The 25,723-nt window shown below is 62.8% G+C and carries 26 protein-coding genes; 13 read left to right on the top strand and 13 right to left on the bottom strand.

The window, feature by feature from the left end:
- The first annotated feature begins 142 nt into the window (after nt 1–142).
- The 4 genes from QMK52_RS10635 (at nt 143) to QMK52_RS10620 (ending at nt 5,294) form a co-directional block, all read left to right on the top strand.
- A complete protein-coding gene (locus tag QMK52_RS10635; RefSeq protein WP_005791829.1) occupies nt 143–385 on the top strand; it encodes an exodeoxyribonuclease VII small subunit in 243 nt (80 codons plus the stop codon).
- On the top strand, nt 382–1,269 hold the full coding sequence (gene ispA / locus QMK52_RS10630) for a (2E,6E)-farnesyl diphosphate synthase (protein ID WP_194439339.1): 888 nt from the start codon (nt 382–384) through the stop codon (nt 1,267–1,269). Before QMK52_RS10635 ends, ispA begins: the two co-directional genes overlap by 4 nt.
- Before the next feature lie 110 nt (nt 1,270–1,379).
- Nucleotides 1,380–3,278: a 1-deoxy-D-xylulose-5-phosphate synthase gene (dxs, locus tag QMK52_RS10625; protein ID WP_194439341.1), complete on the top strand. Its 1,899-nt coding sequence runs from the start codon at nt 1,380–1,382 to the stop codon at nt 3,276–3,278.
- 141 nt (nt 3,279–3,419) lie between these two features.
- Complete coding sequence (locus tag QMK52_RS10620; RefSeq protein WP_320404073.1) at nt 3,420–5,294, top strand: TonB-dependent receptor domain-containing protein; 1,875 nt, start codon at nt 3,420–3,422, stop codon at nt 5,292–5,294.
- Between the two features lie 90 nt (nt 5,295–5,384).
- Here the strand turns inward: QMK52_RS10620 and QMK52_RS10615 are convergent, their stop codons facing one another.
- From QMK52_RS10615 to nrdR, 11 genes are all read right to left on the bottom strand, one after another.
- The gene (locus QMK52_RS10615) at nt 5,385–6,170 is read right to left on the bottom strand and encodes a cobalamin-binding protein (RefSeq protein WP_320404072.1); all 786 of its coding nucleotides are present in this window, start codon (nt 6,168–6,170) and stop codon (nt 5,385–5,387) included.
- Nucleotides 6,167–6,586, bottom strand: coding sequence for an MFS transporter (locus tag QMK52_RS10610; protein ID WP_320404071.1), 420 nt, complete (start codon nt 6,584–6,586; stop codon nt 6,167–6,169). Before QMK52_RS10610 ends, QMK52_RS10615 begins: the two co-directional genes overlap by 4 nt.
- Nucleotides 6,583–7,200: a GTP cyclohydrolase II gene (ribA, locus tag QMK52_RS10605; RefSeq protein WP_005791841.1), complete on the bottom strand. Its 618-nt coding sequence runs from the start codon at nt 7,198–7,200 to the stop codon at nt 6,583–6,585. Before ribA ends, QMK52_RS10610 begins: the two co-directional genes overlap by 4 nt.
- Nucleotides 7,201–7,320: 120 nt before the next feature.
- On the bottom strand, nt 7,321–8,055 hold the full coding sequence (locus QMK52_RS10600) for a substrate-binding periplasmic protein (protein ID WP_005791842.1): 735 nt from the start codon (nt 8,053–8,055) through the stop codon (nt 7,321–7,323).
- Nucleotides 8,056–8,109: 54 nt separating this feature from the next.
- Complete coding sequence (thiL, locus tag QMK52_RS10595; protein WP_194439345.1) at nt 8,110–9,075, bottom strand: thiamine-phosphate kinase; 966 nt, start codon at nt 9,073–9,075, stop codon at nt 8,110–8,112.
- Between the two features lie 18 nt (nt 9,076–9,093).
- Entirely contained in the window at nt 9,094–9,594 is a 501-nt protein-coding gene (gene nusB / locus QMK52_RS10590) for a transcription antitermination factor NusB (protein WP_005791846.1), read from the bottom strand.
- Nucleotides 9,591–10,067 carry a 6,7-dimethyl-8-ribityllumazine synthase gene (gene ribE / locus QMK52_RS10585; protein ID WP_003194576.1) on the bottom strand — a complete coding sequence of 159 codons (477 nt, stop codon included), beginning with the start codon at nt 10,065–10,067 and terminating at the stop codon, nt 9,591–9,593. Before ribE ends, nusB begins: the two co-directional genes overlap by 4 nt.
- An 88-nt stretch (nt 10,068–10,155) precedes the next feature.
- A complete protein-coding gene (gene ribBA / locus QMK52_RS10580) occupies nt 10,156–11,247 on the bottom strand; it encodes a bifunctional 3,4-dihydroxy-2-butanone-4-phosphate synthase/GTP cyclohydrolase II (RefSeq protein WP_003194579.1) in 1,092 nt (363 codons plus the stop codon).
- Between the two features lie 15 nt (nt 11,248–11,262).
- Nucleotides 11,263–11,925 (bottom strand): riboflavin synthase, encoded by a 663-nt coding sequence (locus tag QMK52_RS10575; RefSeq protein ID WP_005791849.1) that lies wholly within the window; start codon nt 11,923–11,925, stop codon nt 11,263–11,265.
- 48 nt (nt 11,926–11,973) lie between these two features.
- Nucleotides 11,974–13,101, bottom strand: a complete 1,128-nt coding sequence (ribD, locus tag QMK52_RS10570; protein WP_005791852.1) for a bifunctional diaminohydroxyphosphoribosylaminopyrimidine deaminase/5-amino-6-(5-phosphoribosylamino)uracil reductase RibD — start codon at nt 13,099–13,101, stop codon at nt 11,974–11,976.
- Nucleotides 13,098–13,562, bottom strand: coding sequence for a transcriptional regulator NrdR (nrdR, locus tag QMK52_RS10565; RefSeq protein WP_019818855.1), 465 nt, complete (start codon nt 13,560–13,562; stop codon nt 13,098–13,100). Before nrdR ends, ribD begins: the two co-directional genes overlap by 4 nt.
- Nucleotides 13,563–13,702: 140 nt before the next feature.
- On the opposite strand from nrdR, the gene QMK52_RS10560 reads away from it, so the two are divergent.
- From QMK52_RS10560 to trxA, 3 genes are read left to right on the top strand one after another with little or no spacing between them, the layout of a single operon-like run.
- Nucleotides 13,703–14,158 carry a YbaY family lipoprotein gene (locus QMK52_RS10560; RefSeq protein WP_005791855.1) on the top strand — a complete coding sequence of 152 codons (456 nt, stop codon included), beginning with the start codon at nt 13,703–13,705 and terminating at the stop codon, nt 14,156–14,158.
- Entirely contained in the window at nt 14,155–14,817 is a 663-nt protein-coding gene (locus QMK52_RS10555) for a class I SAM-dependent methyltransferase (protein WP_194439347.1), read from the top strand. The genes QMK52_RS10560 and QMK52_RS10555 overlap by 4 nt, the downstream gene beginning before the upstream one ends.
- Before the next feature lie 33 nt (nt 14,818–14,850).
- The gene (trxA, locus tag QMK52_RS10550; protein ID WP_005791858.1) at nt 14,851–15,723 is read left to right on the top strand and encodes a thioredoxin; all 873 of its coding nucleotides are present in this window, start codon (nt 14,851–14,853) and stop codon (nt 15,721–15,723) included.
- Here trxA and QMK52_RS10545 read toward each other — a convergent pair.
- Entirely contained in the window at nt 15,720–16,061 is a 342-nt protein-coding gene (locus tag QMK52_RS10545) for a hypothetical protein (RefSeq protein WP_032879241.1), read from the bottom strand. The genes trxA and QMK52_RS10545 overlap by 4 nt on opposite strands.
- A gap of 127 nt (nt 16,062–16,188) precedes the next feature.
- Between QMK52_RS10545 and QMK52_RS10540 the strand changes: the two genes are divergently transcribed.
- The 5 genes from QMK52_RS10540 (at nt 16,189) to QMK52_RS10520 (ending at nt 20,240) form a co-directional block, all read left to right on the top strand.
- Entirely contained in the window at nt 16,189–16,788 is a 600-nt protein-coding gene (locus QMK52_RS10540) for a DUF2796 domain-containing protein (RefSeq protein WP_320404070.1), read from the top strand.
- Nucleotides 16,789–16,936: 148 nt separating this feature from the next.
- Nucleotides 16,937–17,647: an ABC transporter ATP-binding protein gene (locus QMK52_RS10535; protein WP_005791863.1), complete on the top strand. Its 711-nt coding sequence runs from the start codon at nt 16,937–16,939 to the stop codon at nt 17,645–17,647.
- A gap of 1 nt (nt 17,648) precedes the next feature.
- Nucleotides 17,649–18,914, top strand: coding sequence for an ABC transporter permease (locus QMK52_RS10530; RefSeq protein ID WP_005791865.1), 1,266 nt, complete (start codon nt 17,649–17,651; stop codon nt 18,912–18,914).
- An 11-nt stretch (nt 18,915–18,925) separates the two neighbouring features.
- The gene (locus QMK52_RS10525; protein ID WP_122733053.1) at nt 18,926–19,447 is read left to right on the top strand and encodes a DUF3299 domain-containing protein; all 522 of its coding nucleotides are present in this window, start codon (nt 18,926–18,928) and stop codon (nt 19,445–19,447) included.
- 94 nt (nt 19,448–19,541) lie between these two features.
- On the top strand, nt 19,542–20,240 hold the full coding sequence (locus tag QMK52_RS10520) for an OmpW/AlkL family protein (protein ID WP_005791869.1): 699 nt from the start codon (nt 19,542–19,544) through the stop codon (nt 20,238–20,240).
- Nucleotides 20,241–20,365: 125 nt separating this feature from the next.
- Here the strand turns inward: QMK52_RS10520 and QMK52_RS10515 are convergent, their stop codons facing one another.
- Nucleotides 20,366–21,250, bottom strand: coding sequence for a sugar nucleotide-binding protein (locus QMK52_RS10515; protein ID WP_248090801.1), 885 nt, complete (start codon nt 21,248–21,250; stop codon nt 20,366–20,368).
- Between the two features lie 167 nt (nt 21,251–21,417).
- Between QMK52_RS10515 and QMK52_RS10510 the strand changes: the two genes are divergently transcribed.
- Nucleotides 21,418–25,665, top strand: coding sequence for a DEAD/DEAH box helicase (locus tag QMK52_RS10510; protein WP_320404069.1), 4,248 nt, complete (start codon nt 21,418–21,420; stop codon nt 25,663–25,665).
- The last annotated feature ends 58 nt before the right edge of the window (nt 25,666–25,723 follow it).

Raw genomic sequence — 25,723 nt, 5'->3', positions numbered from 1 at the left:
CTGCCTGACACATCTCCCCGGAGGCGGCCGCAGCACGCGTTATCAGATCAATTCCGCCCAGCAGTAACAGCCCCACTCATTTGCCCCAATCCCCCATGTCTGCTAGTGTCGCGCCGGTTTACCGTCTACCGGAATTGCCGCCATGGCCCGCAAAAAAGTTGCACTCGATTTCGAACAATCCCTCGCCGACCTGCAAACCCTGGTCGAGCGTCTGGAGAACGGCGAGTTGTCGCTGGAAGACTCGTTGACGGCATTTGAGCAAGGCATTGGCCTGACCCGCGACTGTCAGAGCGCGTTGGCGCAGGCGGAGCAGAAGGTCCAGGTGCTGCTGGAGCGCGACGGGGAGTTGGCGCAAGAGCCTTTCGATGCGGAACAGCCGGAATGATCAGCGCGTATCAGGCCAGTAGCCAAGCCCGGGTGAATGCGGCGCTGGAGCCCTTGTTTGTTGCACCAAGCCCGGAATTGACGCGCCTCTATGAAGCCATGAGCTATAGCGTGATGAATGGCGGCAAGCGGGTGCGCCCGTTGCTGGCCTATGCGGCCTGCGAAGCCCTGGGCGCGCCGGCGGCCGAGGCCAATGGCGCAGCGTGTGCGGTGGAGTTGATCCACGCTTACTCCCTGGTACACGACGACCTGCCGGCGATGGATGACGACGATCTGCGTCGCGGCCAGCCCACGACCCACAAAGCCTTCGATGAGGCTTACGCGATCCTGGCCGGGGATGGCTTGCAGAGCCTGGCGTTCAGCGCGTTGCTGGACCCGGCACTAAGCAGCGTCAACGCCGAGATCCGCCTGCGCATGGTTACTGCCCTGGCCCACGCTGCTGGCCCGGCCGGAATGGTCGGCGGCCAAGCCATCGACATGGGTTCGGTCAGCCTCAAGCTGGATCAAGAAGCCCTTGAATACATGCATCGCCACAAGACCGGCGCGTTGATCGAAGCCGCCGTGCACCTGGGCGCCCTGGCCAGCGGCCGCGCCGACGCCGAGCAACTGGCGGCCCTGCAGACTTATTCCCGCGCGATCGGCCTGGCCTTCCAGGTGCAGGACGATATTCTCGACGTGGAAAGCGATACCGCCACCCTCGGCAAACGCCAAGGCGCCGATATTGCACGGGACAAGCCGACGTATCCGGCTCTGCTGGGGCTGGAAGCCGCCAAGGCATACGCCATCGAGCTGCGTGACCAGGCCCTGGATGCCCTGCGACCTTTCGACGCGGCAGCCGAGCCATTGCGTGACCTGGCGCGGTATATCGTCGAGCGCCGCCACTGACAACCCCGGCCATTTGCGCCGCATATCGGCCAAGTTCGGCGCCCTGCGTGGGCAGTTTGCACCGCTTGAGGTAAACTGCCGCCTCTTCTATACCTATAACGATTCGCCTGATGCCCACGACGTTTCAAGAGATTCCCCGCAAACGCCCGTCCACGCCCCTGCTCGACCGCGCTGCCACGCCGGACGGCCTGCGTCGACTGGGTGAAGCCGAGCTGGAAACCCTGGCCGATGAGTTGCGCCTGGAATTGCTCTATACGGTCGGCCAGACCGGTGGGCATTTCGGCGCCGGGCTGGGCGTGATCGAGCTGACCATCGCCCTGCATTACGTGTTCGACACCCCGGACGACCGGCTGGTGTGGGACGTGGGCCATCAGGCATATCCGCATAAAATCCTCACCGGCCGTCGCGAGCGCATGGGCAGCCTGCGCCAGAAGGACGGCCTGGCCGCCTTCCCGCGCCGTTCCGAGAGCGAGTACGACACCTTTGGCGTCGGCCACTCCAGCACGTCCATCAGTGCAGCGTTGGGCATGGCGATTGCCGCCCGTCTGCAAAACAGCGATCGCAAGGCGATTGCCGTGATCGGGGATGGCGCGCTGACTGCCGGCATGGCCTTCGAAGCGCTCAACCATGCGCCGGAAGTGGATGCCAACATGTTGGTGATCCTCAACGACAACGACATGTCGATCTCGCGCAATGTCGGTGGCCTGTCCAATTACCTGGCGAAAATCCTCTCCAGCCGCACCTACGCCAGCATGCGCGAAGGCAGCAAGAAAGTGCTGTCGCGTCTGCCTGGAGCGTGGGAAATCGCCCGTCGCACCGAAGAATATGCCAAGGGCATGCTGGTGCCCGGCACCCTGTTCGAAGAGCTGGGCTGGAACTACATCGGCCCTATCGATGGCCACGACCTGCCGACCCTGATCGCCACCTTGCGCAACATGCGCGACCTCAAGGGCCCGCAGTTCCTGCATATCGTCACCAAAAAGGGCAAAGGCTTTGCCCCGGCTGAAGTCGACCCGATTGGTTACCACGCGATCACCAAGCTCGAACCCCTGGACGCGCCCGCAGCCGCGCCGAAAAAGGCTAGCGGGCCGAAGTATTCCGGTGTGTTTGGCGAATGGCTGTGCGACATGGCGGCTGCCGACCCACGCTTGGTAGGCATCACCCCGGCGATGAAGGAAGGCTCCGACCTGGTGGCGTTCAGCGAGCGTTTCCCGTTGCGTTACTTCGACGTGGCGATTGCCGAGCAGCACGCTGTCACCTTCGCCGCCGGCATGGCCTGCGAAGGCGCCAAGCCGGTGGTGGCGATCTACTCCACCTTCCTGCAACGCGGTTATGACCAGTTGGTTCACGATGTGGCGGTGCAGAACCTCGACGTGCTGTTCGCCATCGACCGCGCCGGCCTGGTGGGCGAAGACGGCCCGACCCATGCTGGCAGCTTCGACCTGTCCTACCTGCGCTGCATCCCCGGCATACTGGTGATGACGCCCAGCGACGAAAACGAACTGCGCAAGATGCTCAGCACCGGCCACCTGTACAACGGCCCGGCCGCTGTGCGGTATCCCCGGGGCAATGGCCCGAATGCCGTGATCGAGAAAGACCTGGAGCCGATTGAGATCGGCAAAGGCGTCGTGCGTCGCCAAGGCAGCAAAACTGCATTCCTGGTGTTTGGCGTACAACTGGCCGAAGCGCTGAAAGTGGCTGAAAAGCTTGATGCCACAGTGGTGGACATGCGTTTCGTCAAACCGTTGGATGAAGCGCTGGTACGCGAAATCGCCGCCAGCCATGAGTTGTTGGTGACCGTCGAAGAGAACGCCATCATGGGCGGCGCCGGTGCGGCAGTCAGCGAGTTCCTGGCGCGGGAGAACATCCTCAAATCGGTGCTGCACCTGGGCTTGCCGGATGTGTACGTCGAGCACGCCAAGCCGGCGCAGATGCTGGCTGAGTGTGGCTTGGACGAGGCCGGCATCGAAGCCTCGGTCCGCGAGCGCATGACGCTTCTGGCCCTGTAGAAACCGGGACTAAATGTGGGAGGGGGCTTGCCCCCGATAGCGGTGTTTCAGTTGTAACTATTGTGACTGAACCACTGCAATCGGGGGCAAGCCCCCTCCCACATTTGATTTTGTGTCACCTTCAAACGCTATGGACAGCCCATGAACCGCCTGTGCCTTGCCCTACTGCTTCTACCTTGCACCGACCTGCTCGCCGACACCCGAGAACAGGCGCTTAAGCTCTCCAACGTGGTTATCAGCGCCAACCGCCAAGTGCAGGCGCGTAACGACAGCAGCGCTGCCAACACCGTCTTCACCCGCGCCGACATCGACCGCCTGCAACCCACCAGCGTCACCGACCTGCTCAGCCGCGTGCCCGGTGTGCAGGTTGCGCCGACCGGTGGGCGTGGCAGTTTGCCGGGGATCTTCATTCGAGGCACAAAGTCTGCCCAGAGCCTGGTGCTGGTTGACGGTCAGCGCATCGCCAATACCACCTCAGGCGACAGCGGCTTGCAATACCTCAACGTCGACCAAATTGAACGGGTGGAAGTGCTGCGCGGCTCCCGTTCGGTGATCTACGGCAGCGATGCCATTGGCGGCGTGATCCAGGTATTTACCCGGCGCAATGCCGAGCAAGGCTTGCAGCCGCGCTTGAAGCTCGGGTTTGGCAGTAACCAGACTTGGGAACGTAGCCTGGGCTTGTCGGGCGGCGATGAACATACGCGCTTCAACCTGGGCGCAAGCCTGGATGAAACCGCAGGTATCAACGCGAGCCACGCATCGTTCCCCAGCGACGGCGACCATGACGCCTACCGCAACCAGTCCATCAGCCTGAACCTCCGCCATTCGTTCAACGATGAGCTGGAGGTAGGTTTCAATCTGCTGGATAACCGGGGCAAGTCGGAATATGACAATAGCTTTGGCCGCTACGACAGCGTCACCGAGCAAAGCGTTGGTCAGAAACCCTACACCGACTACACCGTCAGCAGCGCCAGCGGTTATGTCGATGCCAAGCTCAATGAGACCTGGCAGTCGCGCCTGGAATTGGGCCACAGCGAAAACCGTGACACCAAGCGCGATACACTCAGTGATGATTTCAGCGCGTTCAATACCTACCGCGACTCGGTCAACTGGCAGAACGACCTGACCCTGAATGAGCAGAACAACCTGATCATCGGTGGCGACTGGTATGAAGACCGCTTCCACGGCTCCACCACCTTTACCGAAAACAGCCGCTGGAACCGCGCCGCTTTTGTGCAGCACCGCTTCCACAGCGAGTGGTTTTCTACCGAGCTTGGGCTGCGTCGCGACCAGAACCAGCAGTTCGGCGGCCAGAATAGCTGGAGCGGCACCCTGACCGTACCGGTCAACCCTGACAACGACCTACTCTTGAGCTACAGCGAAGGCTTCCGCGCGCCGACCTTCAACGACCTCTATTACCCCGACACGCAGTACAGCAACCCCAATCTGCAGCCCGAAACATCAAAGAGCTACGAGCTGCAATGGCGCAGCCAACTGACCGACAGCACACGCCTGGAAGCCTCGCTGTATCGTACCGACCTGAGCGACGCGATCATCCTTGACGCCGGCAAGCCGCAAAACGTGGCATCGGCGCGGATCAACGGCTTTGAAGCGGCGCTCAAGCAGGAAGTGTTTGGCTGGCAGGGCAACCTTGGCCTGTCGCTTATCGACCCGCGTGACCGTGACAGCGGCCACACCCTGGCACGTCGCGCTCGGCGTACATTGAACCTGGATCTGGATCGGCAGTTCGACAAGCTGGGCGTTGGCGCGAGCTGGCAGGCGATCAGCAGCAGCTACGACGATGAAGCCAATCGCAACCGTTTGGGCGGGTATGCCTTGTTGGGGCTACGCAGCAGTTGGGCGCTGAACCGGGAGGTATCGTTGTCGCTGAAGGTGGATAACGTGCTGGACAAGTCTTATGCACGGGCGAAGTACAGCTACCTCGGCGAGGCTCAGAATTATCGTGAAGAAGGTCGGGTGTGGATGGTTGGGCTGACATGGACGCCTGAGTTCTGAGGGGCCTGCACCGACGTCATCGCAGGCAAGCCAGCTCCCACAATTGAAATGCATTCCCCTGTGGGAGCTGGCTTGCCTGCGATAGCGGTTTCACAGGTTAGGTGATAAAACCTGACACAACCGCCCCACCGCCTCCAACATCTGCCCGCTGGGCCGCTCCAGGCCCTTGTCCGGCACTAATCGCACCCGCGAAGACATCATCGGCCATGCCTTCCACGCATCTCTCTGAGCTTGATCACCCACCAGGATCACCTCGGGATCACGCGCCAGCACCGACTCGATATTGACCTGCGGCGCCGGCAACTTCAGATCATCAAACACATTGCGCGCGCCACACACACTGAGCGCATCGCTGATGATCTGCCCACCACCCACGGTGTACAGCGGTTGGTTCCACACTTGGTAAAACACCCGCAACGGCTCGGCCCGCTGGTAGCGCTGGCGCAACTCGGCCAAGCGCTGGCGTAGTTGTGCAGCGAGCTGGCGCCCTGCCTCAGCTCGGCCCAATTGCTCGGCAATGGCCTGGACCTGAGTAGTCAGTTGCTCAAGGCTATGGGGCTCGGCGACATACACCGGGATATTCAACCGCTGAAGCTGCTCACGCTGGGCCGGGCCGACGCTGCCGGGCCACAGCAGGATCAGGTCGGGCTTCAGGCTGAGCAGACGCTCCATATCCAGTTGGCCGTAATGCCCGACCGACGCAACCGTTGCCAGTGCCGTTGGCCGCTCACCACCATCAAGCACGCCTACCAACAGGTCAGCAGCACCCAGTTCAACGACGATTTCAGACAGCGACGGCGCCAGGCTGACGACACGTTCGACCGACCACACCGGCGTACTGACCACCAGCAGCAGCGCCAGCCAGTAGCGCTTCATCCCAACTGACGCGGGATGCGATAGAGGTAAAACAGCACCAGCGTCGACAGGGCCAAGAGAAACAGGGGCACCGCTTCCAGGCCGACGAACACCGCGAGCGCACCGATCCAGGCCGGTAACGCAGCCACCAGCAAGGCCGTGCGGCGACGAGCCGCGAGGGTGATCCAGGCAGCGGGTTCTTCAGGGGTATCGAGGGCTTTGGAAGTGGCGATCAGCGCATGTTTATAGCCGTGAAAATAACGCAGGCTGAGAAACATCGAGGCCACGCCGGCAATGAAGAACGGCATGGCCAGCACGGGCAGCAGAGATTCAGCCCGGCCAAACAGCAGATTGATCACGAACAGGGGCAGCAATGCCAAAGCCAGGTACTGCCACCAATTGAAGGACAACCGCCGTTTCACCTGGCCGCGAGTCACGCGCGGTCGACCTCGCCCTGGTGCTCGTTGCCCATCATATGGTCGAGCTTGCTGGCTTTGGTCGCCAGGTAGAGCTTGTTGTGCGGATTGTGCCCGGTGTGCAGCGGCACGCGCTCGGCCACGGTGATGCCCATCTCGGTCAAGGCTTTGACCTTGCGCGGGTTGTTGGTCATCAGGCGCAGGGATTTGACCCCCAGGTGCTCAAGCATCGGCAGACAGATGGCGTAGTCGCGCTGGTCGGCGGCAAAGCCCAGGCGCTCGTTGGCTTCCACGGTGTCGGCGCCGCCATCTTGCAGTTCGTAGGCGCGGATCTTGTTCAACAAGCCAATGCCACGGCCTTCCTGACGCAAGTACAGCAGCACGCCACGGCCTTCACGGGCGATGGCTTGCAAAGCGGCTTCCAGTTGCGAGCCGCAGTCACAGCGCTGGCTGAACAGCGCATCGCCGGTCAGGCACTCGGAATGCACGCGCCCCAGCACCGGCGCGCCATCCGTGATGTCGCCGAGGCTGAGCACAACGTGTTCGCGCCCGGTGGCTTCTTCAAGAAAGCCGTTCATGGTGAACGTGGCAAAAGGGGTAGGCAGCTTGGAAGCGGCGACGAAAACGACGGGCACCGTGTGCTCCTGATTTCAGATTTCACAGAGGCGGCCATTGTAACAGCAGGTTCCTACAGACGCTTAAGCTGAATTATCGCTGATAAAGATCAATAGGTTCGATTGGCCTTCGCGTCAGTTCTATGGGCCCGGAAACGGATACGGCTGTTTCCAGCGCGCAAAAGTCGCTTTGAGCTCGCCGGTCTTGACCAGGGCGGCCAAACGCTGGTCATACACCGCCATCAACGCCCTGCCGCGCTCGGTATCGGCAAAGGCTATGTAGAGCGGCAACTCGGCGATATGCGTAAGTTTGAACAGCGCCGGGTCTTGCGCCTGGCTGAGTACATACTTGGCTTCAGTGAGGGCATCGATATAGAAATCGGCGCGACCGTATTGCAGCATCGGCAGGATACCGTCGCGCCGTTCGATCTGGTTGAAGCGGCGCACATTGGGCAGGTATTGCTCGTACTTGTAGCCACGCACCCAGGCCAGGCGGTAGTCGCCCAGCGTCGCCTGTGTCGGCGTAGGCGCAGTGGCGAGCCCAAGGGCATAAACGTGGTCGGCGTCGAAGTTCCAGCGGGGGTACAACACTCCGCTGACTTCATTGCGATAGGTGCCGACGCATCCATCCACCTCGCCACGCTGGGCCAGGCCGACCGAGCGGGTGTAGGGCTCGCTGCGGGTCTGCAGGGTGATGCCTACCGGCTCGAAGATCTGGCGCACCACGTCCCAGGCCAGGCCGCTGCCATCTTTATTGGTGTAGTCGTTCCACTCTTCGCTGGCCAGCATGACCTTGCCGGGCACCGACGCCTCATCCGCCTGAAGTACAGAGGTAAAGGCACACAGAGCGATCAGCAGCCAGCAGCGCACGACCATAGTGACGGCTTCCTACATGGTAATCATCAGATAAAGGGTAGCGCAGGACGCTGGCTACGGGGTCTCGCGAAAATGCTGATAGCCGCGCACGGCTGGCGTGATGTCCTGACCATGGGCATCGAGCAGGGTCACGCCCAGCCCCGCCTCGACCCGACCGATCACGTGAATCGGCCAGCCGCCCGCTCGCAAAGGCGCCAAGGCGGATATCGGCAAGGTAAATGCCAGCACGTAGTCATCGCCCCCGCTCACCGCCGCGACGCGGGCCTGATCCTCGCCGACGAATGTCAGCAAGGCTGTGGATAAAGGCAACCTGTGACGTTCGATCACCAGGCTGACCGCCGAAGCCTTGGCGATATGCCCACAATCGGCCAGCAGCCCGTCGGAGATATCCATGGCCGCGCTCGCCTTGCCCCGCAACGCCAGCCCCAGGGCCAACTGCGGTTGCGGCGACCAGTAATGTGCCAGCAGCGGCTCGGCGACTGCCGCATCCGCCGTGCGTTGGCCCAGGACCAATGGCAAAGCGCCAGCGGCATTGCCCAGTTCGCCGCCCACACACAGCAGGTCACCCGGCTGCGCACCACTGCGCGTCAACGCCTGCCCGGCCGGTACGCGGCCAAATACGGTCAGGGTCAGGCTCAGTGGCCCTCGGGTGGTATCGCCGCCCACCAAGCCCACGCCGCAACGTTGCGCCATGGCGTTCAGGCCTTGGGCATAGCATTGCAGCCAATCGGCATCAACGGTCGGCGTGGTCAGGGCAAGGGTAAACGCGAGGGGGTTGGCGCCCATGGCGGCCAGGTCGCTCACCGCCACGGCCAGCGAGCGCTGGCCGAGCAGGTACGGGTCACAGGGGTCGGCAAAATGCACGCCGGCCACCAGCGTATCGGTAGAGACCGCCAGTTGCTCTCCGGCGGGCAGCGCCAGCAAGGCACAGTCGTCGCCGATCCCCAGGGCAATGCCATCGCCGCCTTGCGCACAGGGCGCGGCGGCGAAGTACTTGCGGATCAGCTCGAACTCGCCCATGCGGGACTCAAGCGCAGATTAGCGCTTGTGTTCCTTCACTTCGGCTTCACGCAGGCGCGGGGCCAGCTTGTCGAGCACGCCGTTGACGAACTTGTGACCGTCGGTCGAACCGTAGACTTTCGCCAGTTCGATGCCTTCGTTGATCACCACGCGGTACGGTACGTCAACGCGCTTGAGCAGCTCCCAGGTGGACAGGCGCAGTACCGCCAGCTCAACCGGGTCCAGCTCTTCGAGGGTCAGGTCCAGGCATGGCGACAGCGCAGCATCGATCTCGGTCATGTTGGCCGGAACACCGTGCAGGATGTCGTGGAAGTAGCTCTGGTCAGCAAAGGTGAAGTCGTTATCGACGCGAAATTGCGCTTCGATCTCGTTCAGCGAAGTGCCAGCCATATGACGCTGATACAGCGCCTGGGTGGCGAGCTGACGGGCCGCACGGCGCTTTTCGCTTTTCGAAGGCTTGCCGGCATCGGCTGGACGCTCGTCACGCGGGTTGAAACGATCGCTTTCGTCGGAAATCACTTGGCCTCCAACTGCGACAGCAGGCTGACCATTTCCAGCGCGGACAAGGCAGCTTCAGCGCCCTTGTTACCGGCTTTGGTGCCGGAACGCTCGATGGCTTGCTCGATGGAATCAACGGTCAGTACGCCGAAAGCGACTGGCACGCCGAACTCCATGGACACCTGGGCCAGGCCCTTGGTGCATTCGCCGGCTACGTATTCGAAGTGCGGGGTGCCGCCACGAATGACCGCGCCCAGGGCGATGATCGCCGCGTATTCACCCTGCTGAGCAACTTTTTGCGCAACCAGTGGAATTTCGAAGGCGCCAGGGGCGCGGATAAGGGTGATATCGCTCTCGCTCACACCGTGGCGAACCAGGGCGTCAACTGCACCGCTTACCAGGCTTTCAACCACGAAGCTGTTGAAGCGGCCAACCACCAGGGCATAGCGGCCTTTGGGGGCGATGAAGGTACCTTCGATGGTCTTCAGGGTCATTCGACAAATCTCTTAAAGAGCCGGGACGCGAAAAGTGCGTCCCTCAGTGATGATTTAACCGCGAACAAGGGGCAAAAATCGCCGGCCTTTATTCGGAGGGCACGTATTCTACAACTTCCAGGTCGAATCCGGATATCGCATTAAATTTCATCGGTGCGCTCATCAGGCGCATTTTGCGCACGCCCAGGTCGCGCAGGATCTGCGAACCGGCACCGACGATGCTGTAGGTGGTCGGTTTTTTCACCGGCACGGCGTCGGCGGTTTCGCGGATGTGCGCCAGCAATACGTCACCGTCCAGCGGGTGACCGAGCAACAGCACCACACCGCTGCCAGCCTCGGAAACCGCGGCCATGGCGGCGCGCAGGCTCCAGCGGCCGGGTTGCTTGACCATCAACAGGTCGCGCAGAGGGTCCATGTTGTGCACCCGCACCAGGGTCGGCTCTTCGGCGCAAATGTTGCCCAGGGTCAGGGCCATATGCACGTCGCCTTCCACTGAATCACGGTAGGTCACCAAATTGAATTGGCCCAGTTCGCTGTCCAGCGGCTGCTCGGCAATCCGCTGAACGGTACGTTCGTGGATCATGCGGTAGTGGATCAGGTCGGCAATGGTGCCGATCTTGAGGTTGTGTTCGGCGGCAAAGGCTTCCAGTTCAGTGCGACGGGCCATGGTGCCGTCATCGTTCATCACTTCGCAGATCACCCCGCTCGGCTCGAAACCGGCCATGCGCGCCAGGTCGCAGGCGGCTTCGGTGTGACCGGCGCGAGCCAGGGTGCCACCCGGTTGAGCCATCAGCGGGAAGATGTGACCGGGGCTGACGATGTCTTCGGCCTTGGCATCTTTGGCGGCGGCGGCTTGCACGGTACGGGCGCGGTCAGCGGCGGAGATACCGGTGGTGACGCCAGTGGTGGCTTCAATCGATACCGTGAACTTGGTGCCGAAACCCGACCCATTGCGCGGCGCCATCAACGGCAGCTTGAGCAACTCGCAGCGTTCGCGGCTCATGGGCATGCAGATCAAACCACGGGCGTGCTTGGCCATGAAGTTGATGTGCTCAGGCTTGCACGCCTCGGCGGCCATGATGATGTCGCCTTCGTTCTCGCGATCTTCGTCATCCATAAGGATGACCATCTTGCCTTGGCGGATGTCTTCAACCAGTTCTTCGATGCTATTGAGCGCCACGCGGCACCCCCTTGGTCAGGATTTCAGGTAGCCGTTAGCGGCCAGAAAACTTTCGGTGATATTGCCTGATGCAGGCTCTGCGGCCTTTTCGCCCAGCAACAGGCGCTCCAGGTAACGGGCAAGCAAGTCCACTTCCAGGTTCACCCGGCGCCCCGGCTGGTAGGAGGCCATGATGGTTTCGCTGAGGGTGTGGGGAATGATGGTCAGTTCAAATTCGGCGCCATTGACGGCGTTCACGGTCAGGCTGGTGCCATCAACGGTAATCGAACCCTTGTGGGCAATGTACTTGGCCAGCTCTTTGGGCGCACGAATGCGAAATTCCACGGCGCGTGCGTTTTCACTGCGGGCCACCACTTCGCCGACACCGTCGACATGGCCGCTGACCAGATGACCGCCCAGGCGCGTGGTCGGCGTCAGGGCTTTTTCCAAGTTGACCGGGCTGCCAGCCTTGAGGTCGTTCATCGCGGTGCAGTCCAGGGTTTCCCGGCTGACGTCGGCGGCAAAGCCGTTGCCCGGCAGCTCAATAACGGTCAGGCACACGCCGCTGACGGCGATACTGTCACCCAGCTTGACGTCGCCGAGGTCCAGCTTGCCGGTTTCAACCAGCAGGCGCACGTCGCCGCCTTTGGGGGTCATTGCACGGATGCTGCCGATGGATTCGATAATGCCGGTGAACATTTCGCTCTCCTGAAAACGAGGGGCTGACGCTTAAGCGCAGGCCGGGAATTATACGCTCGCTGTCGGGACGGGAATGGCAGTGACTCGCCAGTCGTCGCCTACAGCGCGCATGTCAGTGATCTTGAGTTGGGGCGCGTCGACCAGCTTCTCAAGCGGCCAGTCCAGTAACGGCCGGGCAGCGGAGCCGAGGAACTTGCCGGCGATGAATATGACGTACTCATCCACCAGACCCTGCTGGGCAAACGCGCCCGCCAGGCTCGGGCCCGCTTCCACCAGCACATCGTTGACGCCACGGGCGGCCAATGCCACCAGCGCCGAGCGCAGGTCGACCTGGCCCTCCACGCCTGGTACCACCAGGCACTCTGGGCCACGGGGGAACTGGTTCTCCGGGGTTACGCAGGTGATGACCAGTGCCGGGCCTGCCTTGAAGAAGGGTGCATTGAGCGGCACGCGCAAGCGGCCGTCGATCAACACGCGCAGCGGCGGGCGCGACATGGCCAGGGCGGTGGTTTGTTCATCCAGGCCCAACTCAGCGGCGCGCACAGTCAAGCGGGCGCCGTCGGCCAGCACCGTATCGGCACCGGTCAACACCACACTCGCCTCGGCACGCAGACGTTGGACGGCGGCGCGGGCAGCGGGGCCGGTGATCCATTGGCTTTCGCCGCTGGCCATCGCCGTGCGGCCGTCCAGGCTCATGGCCAGCTTGACCCGCACGAACGGCAAACCGTGCTCCATGCGCTTGAGGAACCCCGGGTTAAGCGCCCGCGCCTCAGCTTCCAGCACGCCGCTGCGCACCTCGATACCCGCCTGGGCCAGGCGCTGCATGCCCCGCCCGGCCACTTCCGGGTTCGGGTCCTGCATACCTGCCACCACCCGCACCACACCGGCGCTCACCAGTGCATCGGCGCACGGCGGCGTACGGCCATGGTGGCTGCACGGCTCCAGCGTCACGTACACCGTCGCGCCGCGGGCCTTTTCACCGGCGGCGCGCAGGGCATTCGGCTCGGCATGGGGCTCGCCGGTGCGCTCATGCCAGCCTTCGCCGACAATCTGCCCGTCACGCACTATCACGCAGCCCACCCGTGGATTGGGGTGGGTGGTGTACAGGCCCTTGCGCGCCAATTCGAGGGCACGCGCCATGTAATGGGCGTCGAGGACTGCCTGTTCAGACGTCATTGTTTGGAGGGCTCACGGGCCAGGCGGTCGATTTCTTCGCGGAACTCATTGAGGTCCTGGAAGCGTCGATACACCGAGGCAAAACGGATATAGGCGACTTCGTCGAGCTTTTGCAGTTCGCCCATCACCAACTCGCCGACCACCAGGCTCTTGACCTCGCGCTCGCCGGTCGCCCGCAACTTGTGCTTGATATGCACCAGCGCCGCTTCCAGGCGCTCGACACTCACCGGGCGTTTTTCCAGGGCGCGCTGCATACCGGCGCGCAGTTTTTCTTCGTCGAAAGGCTGGCGGCTGCCGTCGGACTTGATCAGACGGGGCAATACCAGTTCGGCGGTTTCGAAGGTGGTGAAACGTTCACCACAGGCCAGGCATTCGCGCCGGCGACGCACTTGATCGCCCTCGGCGACCAGACGCGAGTCAATGACCTTGGTGTCGTTGGCACCGCAGAAGGGACAGTGCATGGTTGGCAGGCAACAAAAAATGGGAGGGCCATGGTAGCGCATCCCCGTCGCAAGACAAGCCATAGCCTTTACGGTATATAGGCAGGCTTATATGTTTGATATTTTTTAAGCCACGGATTTTGTCCTTTCTGGAGCCGTACATGCAGTTACGACCACTCGTTCTACTCACGCTGTTCAGTTTTCTGGTCGCCTGCAGCAGCGAAGCCCCCAAACCGGCCGCGCCTCAACCGACACCGGCACAAGAGAAAAAAGTCCCGGGTATTGAAGACCTCGGCCCCCTGCCCGCCTATCAACGGGAAATCAGCGGCAGCCTGACCAACGTGCCCGCCGGCGCCGAAGTCGAGATGGCGCTGCTGGTGATCGACGACCGTTCGCGCCCGCAGCAACTGCTCGCCAGCAGCGTGCTGAGCGGCAATGGCAAGCCTCTGGCCTTCCGCCTGCGCTTCAACCCTGAAGCCTTCCCGGCCGGTGCACGCGTTGAATTGCGTGGCCGCGCCAGCCAGTCCGGCCAGTTGATCCTGCACCTGCCCGCCGTGCGCGTCACCCAGGCGATCACCCAGAGCACCGGCCCCCTGCAACTCGTCAAGGCGCCATGACGCCACCGCTGCACCTGCAGCGCGCCTTGAGCGAGTTGATCGGCGACGCGCAATTGGTGCCCTGCCCGCTGCCGGGCACCGACTTGTCGCTGTGGCTGCTCGATGCCGACAATATGGACCGCGCCTTCAGCCAGGAAGAAACCCGGCGCATCCTGCATGAGCCGCCCTACTGGAGCTTTTGCTGGGCCAGCGGCCTGGCGTTGGCGCGCTACCTGGCGGCGCATCCCGAGTGGGTCGCCGGCAAACGCGTGCTGGATTTCGGTGCCGGCTCCGGCGTGGCCGGGATTGCCGCCGTAAAGGCGGGGGCCCTGGAAGTAGTGGCTTGTGACCTGGACCCGCTGGCCCTGGCGTCTTGCCGCGCCAACGCCGAACTCAATGCGGTGGAGCTGGGCTATTGCGCCGACTTCTTCGCCGAAGCCGACCGTTTTGACTTGATCCTGGTGGCCGACGTGCTTTACGACCGCGCCAACCTTCCGTTGCTCGATCAATTCCTCAGCCGTGGCCGCGAAGCGCTGGTGGCGGATTCGCGGGTGCGGGACTTCCAACACCCGCGTTATCAACGGCTGGAGGTTCTGGACGCGTTGACCCTGCCAGACCTGGCCGAGCCTTGGGAGTTTCGCAAGGTGAGTCTGTACCATTCGCGGCGCCAGCCCTTATAGTTGCCCCCATTCCCGCTTTATTCGAGACGCCCCATGAGTGAGCCCACGCCGTACATCTTCGACGTCACCACCGCCAACTTCGACCAGGCGGTGATTCAGAATTCTTTTGAAAAACCTGTGCTGGTGGACTTCTGGGCCGAATGGTGTGCGCCATGCAAGGCGCTGATGCCGATGCTGGCGCAGATTGCCGAGAGCTATCGCGGCGAGTTGCTGTTGGCCAAGGTCGATTGCGAGGCCGAACAGGACATCGTCGCGCGTTTCGGCATTCAAAGCCTGCCGACGGTGGTGCTGTTCAAGGATGGCCAGCCGGTGGACGGGTTTGCCGGTGCGCAGCCGGAGTCGGCAGTGCGGGCGATGCTGGAACCCCATGTGCAGATGCCACCACCGGCTGCGGCGGATCCGCTGGAACAGGCCCAGGCGTTGTTCAGCGAAGGGCGCATCAGTGAAGCTGAAGGGCTGCTGGTGGCGCTGTTGGGCGAAGACAACACTAACGCCCCCGCGTTGATCCTGTACGCACGCTGCCTGGCCGAACGCGGCGAATTGGGCGAAGCCCAGGCCGTGCTTGACGCTGTCAAAAGCGACGACCACAAGGCCGCCCTGGCCGGGGCCAAGGCGCAGATCACCTTCCTGCGCCAGGCCGCAGACTTGCCGGACACCGCCGATCTGAAGAGCCGCCTGGCACAGAACCCGCAGGACGACGAAGCGGCCTATCAGTTGGCGATCCAGCAACTGGCGCGCCAGCAGTACGATGCTGCACTGGAAGGTTTGCTCAAGTTGTTTACCCGCAACCGCAGCTACAGCGAAGGCTTGCCGCACAAGACATTGCTGCAGGTGTTCGAATTACTGGGCAATGAGCACCCGCTGGTCACGGTGTACCGCCGCAAATTGTTTGCCGCGTTGTACTAATCACCGATCCAACGGTACAGCGGCGTATCCCCGCCGCTGCTCACCTTGACCTTGGCGCTATGACGCAGGCGTACCAACAGGCGCTTGCCCGCGCCCGCATCGCCTGCCAACCCTTCCAGTTGATCGAGTAATTCCAGACCGTTGAGCTGCCCTGCCTTGCGCAGCACCTCCTGGGCGCTCTGCCATAGGTCGTCGTTCTGTTTGACCGGCGCCGCGGTTGGCGCACTGGGCGTTGGGGCGGCCTGAAGCTGTGCGCCCAAGCGCGCCCAATCGCCGTCGTCCAGTTCCAGGGTCAAGTCCACCGGCAGGTCGCCGATGGTTCCACGAATTCGCAACATCGCTGTACTCCTGCATTTTTCTGACCGTCATGCTCCCATGCAGCTTGCGCAACACCAAGCAGGCGGTCAAACTCTCGCTCTATTGTTATAAGATCACATAACAAAACTTTCATCCTGGAGCCCTCCCATGCGCCGTTTGCTGCTTGCTTTGCCGTTCGCCCTGCTGCCACTGGCTGTTGCCCACGCTCACGAAGAGCATGATCACGAACACGGCAGCCTCGGCGCCCATGAACACGGGGTCGGCCGTCTCAATGCCGTGCTGGATGGCAAGGCCCTTGAGCTTGAACTGGACAGCCCGGCGATGAACCTGGTGGGTTTCGAGCATGTAGCGACCAGCGCCGCCGATAAAGCCAAGGTCGCCGATGTACGCAAACAGCTGGAGAACCCATTGGCCCTGTTCAACCTGCCCAAGGCCGCAGGGTGTGTGGTCAGCAGCCAGGAACTCAATAGCCCGCTGTTCGGTGACAAACCAGAAGCCGACCATGACGACGATGACCACGCCACCGACGGCAAAGGCGCCGCCGCCCACGAGCACCATCACGACCACAGCGAAATCCACGCCCACTACCAATTCACCTGTGCCACGCCGACGGCCTTGGGCAACCTGGACTTGAGCCAAGTGTTCAAGACCTTCCCTGCGACGCAGAAAATTCAGGTACAACTGATCGGCCCAAGCGGTCAGCAAGGTGTTGACGCGACGGCCACCGCCGCCACCCTGAAGTTCTGACTTGAAAGCACAGTCCATGTGGGAGCTGGCTTGCCTGCGATACTGGCAACGCGGTGCAGCAGGCACACCGTAGCGATGCCATCGCAGGCAAGCCAGCTCCCACAGTGGATCGGCGCCATTTTCGACTACCAGGCGACACTGACTTCCCATGACTCAAGCGTTAATCGAACTGTCCGACCTGGGCTTCAACTGGCCCGGTCACCCGCAGTTGCTGGACATCCCCGCGTTCCGCCTGGAACCCGGGGAAACCCTGTTCCTCAAGGGCCCGAGCGGCAGTGGCAAGACCACGCTGCTGGGGCTGTTGGGGGGCGTGCAGAAACCCTGCCAGGGCAGCATCCGCCTGCTGGGGCAGGAGTTGACCGAACTCTCGGCCGGCGCCCGTGATCGTTTCCGTGTGGACCACACCGGCTACATCTTCCAGCAGTTCAACCTGCTGCCGTTTCTATCGGTGCGCGAAAACGTCGAGTTGCCATGCCACTTTTCCAAGCTGCGCGCGCAGCGGGCCAAGCAGCGCCACGGCAGTGTCGACCAGGCAGCCGCGACCCTGCTCGCGCACCTGGGCTTGAAGGACAAGGACTTGCTGGAGCGCCGCGCCGACTCGCTGTCTATCGGCCAGCAACAACGGGTGGCTGCCGCCCGTGCGTTGATCGGCCAACCGGAACTGGTGATCGCCGACGAACCCACCTCGGCCCTGGACTATGACGCCCGCGAAGCGTTCATCCAGTTGCTGTTCGCTGAATGCCGCGAAGCGGGCGCCAGCCTGTTGTTTGTCAGCCATGACCAGAGCCTGGCATCACTGTTCGACCGTAACCTGTCACTGGCCGAACTCAATCGCGCCGCCACGCCCGCAGAGGTTTGAGATGTATCTGTTTCGTCTAGCCATGGCCAGCCTGGCTAACCGCCGCTTTACTGCGATCCTCACTGCCTTCGCCATCGCGCTTTCCGTGTGCTTGTTGCTGGCGGTGGAGCGCGTGCGTGTCGAGGCGCGCAACAGTTTTGCCAGCACCATCAGCGGTACCGACCTGATCGTCGGGGCACGTTCGGGCTCGGTCAACCTGCTGCTGTATTCGGTGTTTCGCATCGGCAACGCCACCAACAACATCCGCTGGGACAGCTTTGAGCATTTCGCCGCCAGCCCCCAGGTGAAATGGGCCATTCCGATTTCCCTCGGCGACTCCCATCGCGGTTACCGCGTGATGGGCACCAACGAATCCTACTTCGAGCATTACCAGTACGGGCGCAAGCAAAACCTCGAACTGGCCAGCGGCCGCGCCTTCGCCACCGACCCGTTCGAAGTGGTGCTCGGCGCCGAAGTCGCCGACGCCTTGCATTACAAACTCGGCGACAAGCTGGTGCTGGCCCACGGTGTAGCGGTGGTCAGCCTGGTCAAGCACGACGACAAACCCTTCACCGTGGTCGGCATCCTCAAGCGTACCGGTACGCCGGTAGATCGCACGTTGCACATCAGCCTGGGTGGCATGGAGGCGATCCATGTCGACTGGCACAACGGTGTGCCGGCCCAGGGCAAAGGCCGCATCAGCGCCGACCAGGCGCGCAATATGGACCTGACGCCGCAAGCCATCACCGCGTTCATGCTCGGCCTGAACAACAAGATTTCCACCTTCGCCCTGCAACGAGATATCAATGAATTCCGTGGCGAGCCGATGCTGGCGATCCTGCCGGGCGTGGCGCTGCAAGAACTGTGGAGCATGATGGGCACCGCCGAGAAAGCCTTGTTCGTGATCTCGCTGTTCGTGGTGCTGACCGGCTTGATCGGCATGCTCACGGCGATCCTCACCAGCCTCAACGAGCGCCGCCGCGAGATGGCGATTCTGCGTTCGGTGGGTGCACGCCCCTGGCATATCGCGAGCCTGCTGATCTTCGAAGCCTTCGCCCTGGCCTTGTCCGGTGTGGTAGCAGGCGTGGGCCTGCTGTATGTCTGCATCGCCGCCTCCCGTGGTTACTTGCAGGCCAACTACGGGCTGGACCTGCCGATGTCCTGGCCGAGCGAATATGAATGGACCCTGCTGGCGGGTATCCTCGCCGCAGCGCTGTTGATGGGCAGCGTGCCCGCGTGGCGCGCCTATCGACAATCTTTGGCCGATGGCCTGTCCATCCGTTTATGAGGAAGGCTTCGATGCGTCGTGCCCTGTTTGCCCTGTTGCTGTTGACGGCCGTACCCGTGTGGGCGGATGAACAGCCCAAGGACCTGTCCTGGCAGGAAATGATCCCGCCGGATGCGCCACCGGAAGTGCCTAATATGAAGCCGCTGCACGACCTGTCAAACATGGCCGATGCCTTGTCCGTCGAGGCGGCGCCGGCGGCCAAGCAGGATCTGCCCAACGCGCCGGTGGTGCAGAGCCTCGACGGCCAGCACATCCGCCTGCCGGGGTATATCGTGCCACTGGAAGTCAGCGAAGAAGGCCGCACCACCGAGTTTCTGCTGGTGCCGTATTTCGGCGCGTGCATCCACGTGCCGCCACCGCCGTCGAACCAGATCGTGCATGTGAAAAGTGAAGTCGGGGTGAAACTCGATGAGCTGTACCAGCCGTACTGGATCGAAGGCGCGATGCAGGTCAAGCCGTCGTCGAGTGAACTGGCCGACGCCGGTTACCAGATGGAGGCCGAGAAGATTTACATGTACGAGCTGCAGGAGTAGCGCTGATCACCCTTTCATTGAGCTGAGTCAAAAGACCGAACGGAACGATCTTTACCATTGGACGTACAACTTTTAAACGTCCTTTGGAGCTCCCATGAACAAGTCTCTGCTCGGCGCGTCCCTCTTCGCGCTCGCCCTCGTCGCCCCGGTCGCACACGCTCACCAGGCGGGCGATATTCTGGTGCGTGCCGGTGCAATCACCGTCAACCCGGAGGCCGACAGCGGCAAAGTCAAGGTTGACCAGGGCCCGCTGGCCGGCACCAACCTGGGCGGCAAGGCGACCATGAGCAGCGACACCCAACTGGGCTTGAACTTCGCCTACATGATCACCGACCACGTCGGTATCGAATTGCTGGCCGCTACACCGTTCGAGCATGACGTGAAACTCAAGAACACCGCACTGGGCGCCGCCAACGGCAAGCTTGGTTCGCTCAAACACCTGCCGCCGACCCTGAGCGTCGTGTACTACCCACTGGACAACAAGTCGGCATTCCAGCCGTACGTGGGCGCCGGTATCAACTACACCTGGATCTACGACGAACACGTCGGCGGTCGCGCTCAACAAGCCGGCTTCAGCAACTTCAAGGCCGAAAACTCCTGGGGCTGGGCCGCACAGATCGGCGCCGACTACATGATCAACGACAACTGGATGATCAACGCCCAGGCGCGCTACATCGACATCAGCACCAAGGCGACTGTGGATAACAATGCGCTGGGCCAGGGCACTCGGGCCAAGGTCAATGTGGACGTGGATCCGATGGTTTACATGGTGGGTATTGGCTACAAGTTCTAAGCAACACTGCATAACCCATGTGGGAGGGGGCTTGCTCCCGATAGCAGAGTGTCAGTCAACAGATTCATGGACTGACCCATCGCTATCGGGAGCAAGCCCCCTCCCACATTTGGTTTTGTAGCGTGTCAGCTGTGGCGGTAGAACCGGTCCAGCAACGCCGGAAGCCCCGCCCGCCATGCCCTGGGCTTGATGCCGAAGGTATGCAGGATTTTCTTGCAGGCCAGCACCGCGTGCTGCGGTTCCTCTGCCGCATCCGGCCGGGCCGCATGGGCCTGGGCAGTCGGCGACTCGATCGCCAGCGCGTGGAAGTTGCGCGCCTCGGTCAGGATCGCCTGGCCCAGCGCCAACGGCGTGGTCGCCTCATGCCCGGCGTAATGGTAGGTGCCCCACAGCGGCGCCGCGCAATCAAGCTGCTTGAGCACCGAGATAATCACCCGTGCGGCATCGTCTACCGGCGTCGGGTTGCCACGACGGTCGTCGGCCATCAGTAGTTCATCAGGTTTTTCGGCCCGGGCCAGAAAACGCCCGAGCGTGCCGTCGACACTGTCATCGAGCAACCAGCCAAATCGCAGCAGCACATGTTGTGGGCAAGTGGCGCGCACGCTCTGCTCGATACGCCACAACGCCTGGCCGCGCAGGCCCAGGGGCACCGGCTCGTCTTTTTCGCTGTAGGCGGTGGCGCGCGAGCCATCGAACACCCGGTAGCTGGACGGTTGCAGCAGCGTGATGCTGTGGTGCTGGCACAATTCAGCCAGGCGTTCGATGGCGAACTCCTGGGCGGCCAGGCGGGTTTCGCTCACGGTTTCGGCCTGGAACCAGTCGAAATAGTAGGCGAGGTTGATCAATGCATCGGGACGGGTGTCGTCGAGCAATTGGGTAAGGCTCGCGGCATCCCAGCCGTCTTGGGGCGGTTTGGGGGCGAGGAAACCGATGTCTTCCTCTGCACCGAGGCGAATCAGCGCCTGCCCGAGGGCATTCCCGCCGCCCAGTAACATAAGGCGCATTCGCATAGATTGAGCAGGCCCGGTCTGTTTGGAACGATGGTTATTATCGACAGGCGTGTGCGCCTTGCCGTAGGTAGTTGCCAGAATCGTTGCATTTTGCGGGTTTGTAGCGCAACCGTCACGGATAAAGTACGTGTTTGCAACTTGTTGGAGCAGGTGGCATCAATCACTTCATGAACCTTCCCGAATCAACGGCCAGCGCACTGGACGGTTTTCACCCCGCCGTCAGTGCCTGGTTTTGCAGCACCTTCCCCTCGGTGACCGGCGCCCAGGCCCAGGCGTGGCCGCTGATCCGCCAGCGGCGGTCAACGCTGATCGCCGCGCCCACCGGCTCGGGCAAGACCTTGACGGCCTTTTTGGCGGTACTCGACGATTTGGTCCACCAAGGCCTGGCCAACGGCGGGCAACTGCCGGACGAGACCCTGGTGGTGTATGTGTCACCGCTCAAGGCGCTGTCCAACGACATCCAGATCAACCTGCAGAACCCGCTGGCCGGCATTACCGAGCAACTTGAAAAGCTCGGCCTGCCGCCGCTGGTGATCCGCACCGCCGTACGCACCGGCGACACCCCGCAAAAAGACCGCGCACAGATGCGCAAGCGCGCGCCGCATATCCTGGTGACCACGCCCGAATCTCTGTATGTGCTGCTGGGTTCGGATTCCGGCAGACACATGCTCGCCAGCACGCGCACGGTGATCGTCGATGAGATCCATGCCATCGCCGCCGGCAAGCGCGGCAGCCACCTGGCCTTGAGCCTGGAGCGCCTGCAAGCGCTGTGCGCCGAGCCATTGACCCGTATCGGCCTGTCAGCCACGCAAAAACCCATCGAAGCGGTCTCGCGGTTTTTAGTCGGCACCGACCGTAAGTGTGCCATCGTCGACATCGGCCATGCGCGCCCACGGGACCTGGATATCGAAGTGCCGCCAGTGCCGCTCTCGGCGGTGATGGCCAACGATGTGTGGGCCCTGGTCTATGACCGCCTCGCGCAATTGGCCCGCGAACACCGCACCACGCTGATTTTCGTCAACACCCGGCGCCTGGCCGAACGCCTGGCCCGGCATCTGAGCGAGCGGCTGGGCAAGACCGCCGTGGCCGCCCACCATGGCAGCCTGGCCAAGGAACTGCGCCTGGACGCCGAGCAACGGCTCAAGGCCGGCGAACTGCAAGTGCTGATCGCCACCGCGTCCCTGGAGCTGGGCATCGATATTGGCGAGGTGGATCTGGTTTGCCAGATCGGCTCGCCCGGCTCGATCAATGGCTTTTTGCAACGCGTCGGCCGCTCCGGGCACCAGGTCGGCGGTACGCCCAAAGGGCGCTTGTTTGCCACCACCCGCGACGACTTGATCGAATGCGCCGCGTTGCTCGACTGCGTACGCCGTGGCGAGCTGGATACCTTGCATATTCCAGTGGCGCCACTGGACGTGCTGGCCCAGCAGATCATTGCCGAAGTCAGCGCCCGTGAATGGCCGGAACAGGCGCTGCTGGCGCTTGTCCGCCGCGCTGCACCCTACGCCGAGCTGGATGAGCGCCACTACCAGGCCCTGTTGCAGATGCTCAGCGAGGGCTACAACGGCCGCCAGGGTATCCGCAGCGCCTACCTGCACCGTGACGCCGTGACCCACACCCTGCGCGGCCGCCGCGGTGCCAGGCTCACCGCCGTCACCAGCGGTGGCACCATCCCGGACAACGCCGACTACAGCGTGTTGCTGGAGCCCCAGAGCCTGAACATCGGCAGCGTCAACGAAGACTTCGCGGTGGAAAGCATCGCTGGCGACATCTTCCAACTCGGCAATACCTCTTACCGCATCCTGCGGGTCGAAGCCGGCAAGGTGCGCGTCGAGGATGCCCATGGCCAACCGCCGACCATCCCGTTCTGGCTGGGCGAAGCGCCCGGGCGCAGCAACGAGTTGTCGGTGGCCGTGGCGCGCTTGCAAGGGCAGATCGACAGCTTGCTGAGTGCCACGCCCGGCGACCTGCAACCGGCCCTCGACTGGCTTACCGGCACCTTGGGCCTGCATCGCGCCAGCGCCGAACAACTGCTGGATTACCTCGCCCGGTCGCGCCAGGCCCTGAGCGCCCTGCCCTCTCGGGACACGTTGATCATGGAGCGGTTTTTCGACGCGTCCGGCGGCACCCAGTTGATCATCCACACGCCGTTTGGCAGCCGCATCAACCGCGCCTGGGGCCTGGCGTTGCGCAAGCGTTTCTGCCGCACCTTCAACTTCGAGCTGCAAGCAGCGGCCAGCGAAAACGCCATCGTGCTGTCGCTGTCCACCAGCCACAGTTTTGCCTTGGATGAGGTGTGGCGTTACCTCAACAGCAACAGTGCTGAACACCTCCTGATCCAGGCCGTGCTGGATGCGCCGCTGTTCGGCGTGCGCTGGCGCTGGAATGCCGCCGTGGCCCTGGCGTTGCCGCGTTATACCGGCGGGCGCAAGGTGGCGCCGCAGATCCAGCGCATGAAGAGCGAAGACCTGATCGCCAGCGTCTTTCCGGACCAGATCGCCTGCCTGGAAAACCTCGCCGGCGAGCGCGAAATCCCCCATCACCCACTGGTGGAACAAACCCTCGACGATTGCTTGCATGAAGCCATGGACAGTGAAGCCTGGCTGGCACTGCTGCGGCGCATGGAACGCGGTGAAGTCCGATTGATCAGCCGCGACCTGCCCGCCCCTTCGCCCATGGCCGCGGAAATTCTCAGCGCCAAGCCCTACACCTTTCTCGACGACGCCCCGCTGGAAGAGCGCCGCACCCAGGCCGTGCTCAACCGACGCTGGAGCGACCCGCAGAGCACCGACGACCTGGGCGCACTGGATGCCGACGCCATCGCCGGCGTTCGTGAAGAAGCCTGGCCCGCGCCCAATGGCGTGGATGAAATGCATGAAGCGCTGATGAGCCTGGCGTGCATCGCAGCCCCTGAAGTTGCGCCGCAATGGGCCGCATGGCTGCACGCCTTGGCCAAGGCCGGGCGAGCCTGTCAGTTGCACAACGGCATGTGGGTCGCCGTTGAGCGCTTGAGTTGCTTGCAGGCGCTCTACCCTAACGATTTGCCACTGCTGCCCGGGTTCGACGAGCCCTGGGAGTTTGACGAAGCACTGTTAGAAGTACTGCGTGCGCGCCTCAGTGGTTTTGGCCCGTTGAACCTGGTCGAAATCGCTGCCCCCCTGGCGCTGCCCGTGGCGGCAATCACTCAGGCCCTGGCGCGCCTGGAGCAGGAGGGCTACGTGCTGCGCGGGCACTTCAGCCCCGGGGCCACGCAGGAACAATGGTGCGAACGTCACTTGCTGGCGCGCATTCATCGCTACACGGTCAAGCGCCTGCGCCGGGAGATCGAGCCGGTGGCATTGCAGGATTTCATGCGCTTTCTGTTCGATTGGCAGCACCTGTCCGACAGCACCCGCGGCCAGGGCAGCGCCGTATTGCCGCAGATAGTCAGCCAACTCGAAGGCTATGCCGCCGCCACGTCGGCCTGGGACACTGACCTGCTCAGCGCGCGCATCAAGGATTATTCATCGACCTGGCTCGATGACCTGTGCCGCAGCGGCAAGCTGGTATGGACGCGCTTAAGCAACAAGGCCGGCGCCATGGCGTTGCGCAGCACCCCGGTGGTTTTGCTCCCCCGTAGCCAGGTAGCGTTGTGGAGCGGGCTGACCGAGCCCACCGACAGCACCACGCTGTCGCCCAAGGCGCAGAAAGTCCACTCGTCCCTGCGCGAACACGGCGCCTTGTTTTTTGATGAACTGGTGCACGAGGCCCACCTGCTGCGCAGCGAGCTGGAGACAGCCTTGCAGGAACTGGTAGGCGCCGGCCTGGTGAATGCCGACAGCTTCGCCGGGCTGCGCGCCCTGACCACGCCCGCCAGCAAACGCCAGGCCCGCAGCAGTCGACGTGGGCGCGGGGCGTTTGTCGGCGGCATGGATGATGCCGGTCGCTGGGCCTTGGTCCGCCGTTCCGCCAGCGCCGCCGGCCCACATTCGGCCGAGACCCTGGAGCATGTGGCGATGACCCTGCTGCGCCGTTACGGCGTGGTGTTCTGGCGCTTGCTGGAGCGCGAGGCGGATTGGTTGCCGAGCTGGCGTGAATTGCTGCGCACCTTCCATCGGCTGGAGGCACGCGGGGAGATTCGTGGCGGGCGGTTTGTCAGTGGGTTGGCGGGCGAACAGTTTGCGTTGCCGGAGGCGATACCCTTGCTGCGCGAGGTGCGGCGGCGGGCACATGACGGGAGCTTGATCGCGGTGTGCGGGGCGGATCCATTGAACCTTGTGGGCACGCTGCTACCGGGGGCCAAAGTGCCGGCGGTGAGCGGTAATCGGATTGTATATCGCGACGGGCTGCCGGCGGCGGTGATGGTCGCCGGCAAGCAGCAGGTGTTGCTGGAGATGGATCAGCAGGCAGTGCAGGAGAAGTTGATCAGGCGCTGACCTTTAGGGCCTCATCGGGAGCAAGCCCCCTCCCACATTTTGATATGTGAACACATTC

The organism is Pseudomonas sp. P9_2 (genome assembly GCF_034008255.1).
Taxonomy (GTDB): Bacteria; Pseudomonadota; Gammaproteobacteria; order Pseudomonadales; family Pseudomonadaceae; genus Aquipseudomonas; species Aquipseudomonas synxantha_A.
This window is presented reverse-complemented; position numbering and strand designations above follow the sequence as displayed.

Excerpts from the sequence above, each read along its gene's own strand:
- thiL (WP_194439345.1), bottom strand. The coding sequence starts at position 9,075 with ATGGGCGAGTTCGAGCTGATCCGCAAGTACTTCGCCGCCGCGCCCTGT.
- QMK52_RS10535 (WP_005791863.1), top strand. The coding sequence starts at position 16,937 with ATGACTCAAGCGTTAATCGAACTGTCCGACCTGGGCTTCAACTGGCCC.
- trxA (WP_005791858.1), top strand. The coding sequence starts at position 14,851 with ATGAGTGAGCCCACGCCGTACATCTTCGACGTCACCACCGCCAACTTC.
- nrdR (WP_019818855.1), bottom strand. The coding sequence starts at position 13,562 with ATGCACTGTCCCTTCTGCGGTGCCAACGACACCAAGGTCATTGACTCG.
- QMK52_RS10555 (WP_194439347.1), top strand. The coding sequence starts at position 14,155 with ATGACGCCACCGCTGCACCTGCAGCGCGCCTTGAGCGAGTTGATCGGC.
- QMK52_RS10560 (WP_005791855.1), top strand. The coding sequence starts at position 13,703 with ATGCAGTTACGACCACTCGTTCTACTCACGCTGTTCAGTTTTCTGGTC.
- ispA (WP_194439339.1), top strand. The coding sequence starts at position 382 with ATGATCAGCGCGTATCAGGCCAGTAGCCAAGCCCGGGTGAATGCGGCG.
- QMK52_RS10510 (WP_320404069.1), top strand. The coding sequence starts at position 21,418 with ATGAACCTTCCCGAATCAACGGCCAGCGCACTGGACGGTTTTCACCCC.
- dxs (WP_194439341.1), top strand. The coding sequence starts at position 1,380 with ATGCCCACGACGTTTCAAGAGATTCCCCGCAAACGCCCGTCCACGCCC.
- QMK52_RS10530 (WP_005791865.1), top strand. The coding sequence starts at position 17,649 with ATGTATCTGTTTCGTCTAGCCATGGCCAGCCTGGCTAACCGCCGCTTT.
- QMK52_RS10545 (WP_032879241.1), bottom strand. The coding sequence starts at position 16,061 with ATGTTGCGAATTCGTGGAACCATCGGCGACCTGCCGGTGGACTTGACC.
- QMK52_RS10525 (WP_122733053.1), top strand. The coding sequence starts at position 18,926 with ATGCGTCGTGCCCTGTTTGCCCTGTTGCTGTTGACGGCCGTACCCGTG.
- QMK52_RS10600 (WP_005791842.1), bottom strand. The coding sequence starts at position 8,055 with ATGGTCGTGCGCTGCTGGCTGCTGATCGCTCTGTGTGCCTTTACCTCT.
- QMK52_RS10540 (WP_320404070.1), top strand. The coding sequence starts at position 16,189 with ATGCGCCGTTTGCTGCTTGCTTTGCCGTTCGCCCTGCTGCCACTGGCT.
- QMK52_RS10615 (WP_320404072.1), bottom strand. The coding sequence starts at position 6,170 with ATGAAGCGCTACTGGCTGGCGCTGCTGCTGGTGGTCAGTACGCCGGTG.
- ribD (WP_005791852.1), bottom strand. The coding sequence starts at position 13,101 with ATGACGTCTGAACAGGCAGTCCTCGACGCCCATTACATGGCGCGTGCC.
- QMK52_RS10620 (WP_320404073.1), top strand. The coding sequence starts at position 3,420 with ATGAACCGCCTGTGCCTTGCCCTACTGCTTCTACCTTGCACCGACCTG.
- QMK52_RS10575 (WP_005791849.1), bottom strand. The coding sequence starts at position 11,925 with ATGTTCACCGGCATTATCGAATCCATCGGCAGCATCCGTGCAATGACC.
- QMK52_RS10520 (WP_005791869.1), top strand. The coding sequence starts at position 19,542 with ATGAACAAGTCTCTGCTCGGCGCGTCCCTCTTCGCGCTCGCCCTCGTC.
- QMK52_RS10515 (WP_248090801.1), bottom strand. The coding sequence starts at position 21,250 with ATGCGAATGCGCCTTATGTTACTGGGCGGCGGGAATGCCCTCGGGCAG.
- QMK52_RS10635 (WP_005791829.1), top strand. The coding sequence starts at position 143 with ATGGCCCGCAAAAAAGTTGCACTCGATTTCGAACAATCCCTCGCCGAC.
- ribE (WP_003194576.1), bottom strand. The coding sequence starts at position 10,067 with ATGACCCTGAAGACCATCGAAGGTACCTTCATCGCCCCCAAAGGCCGC.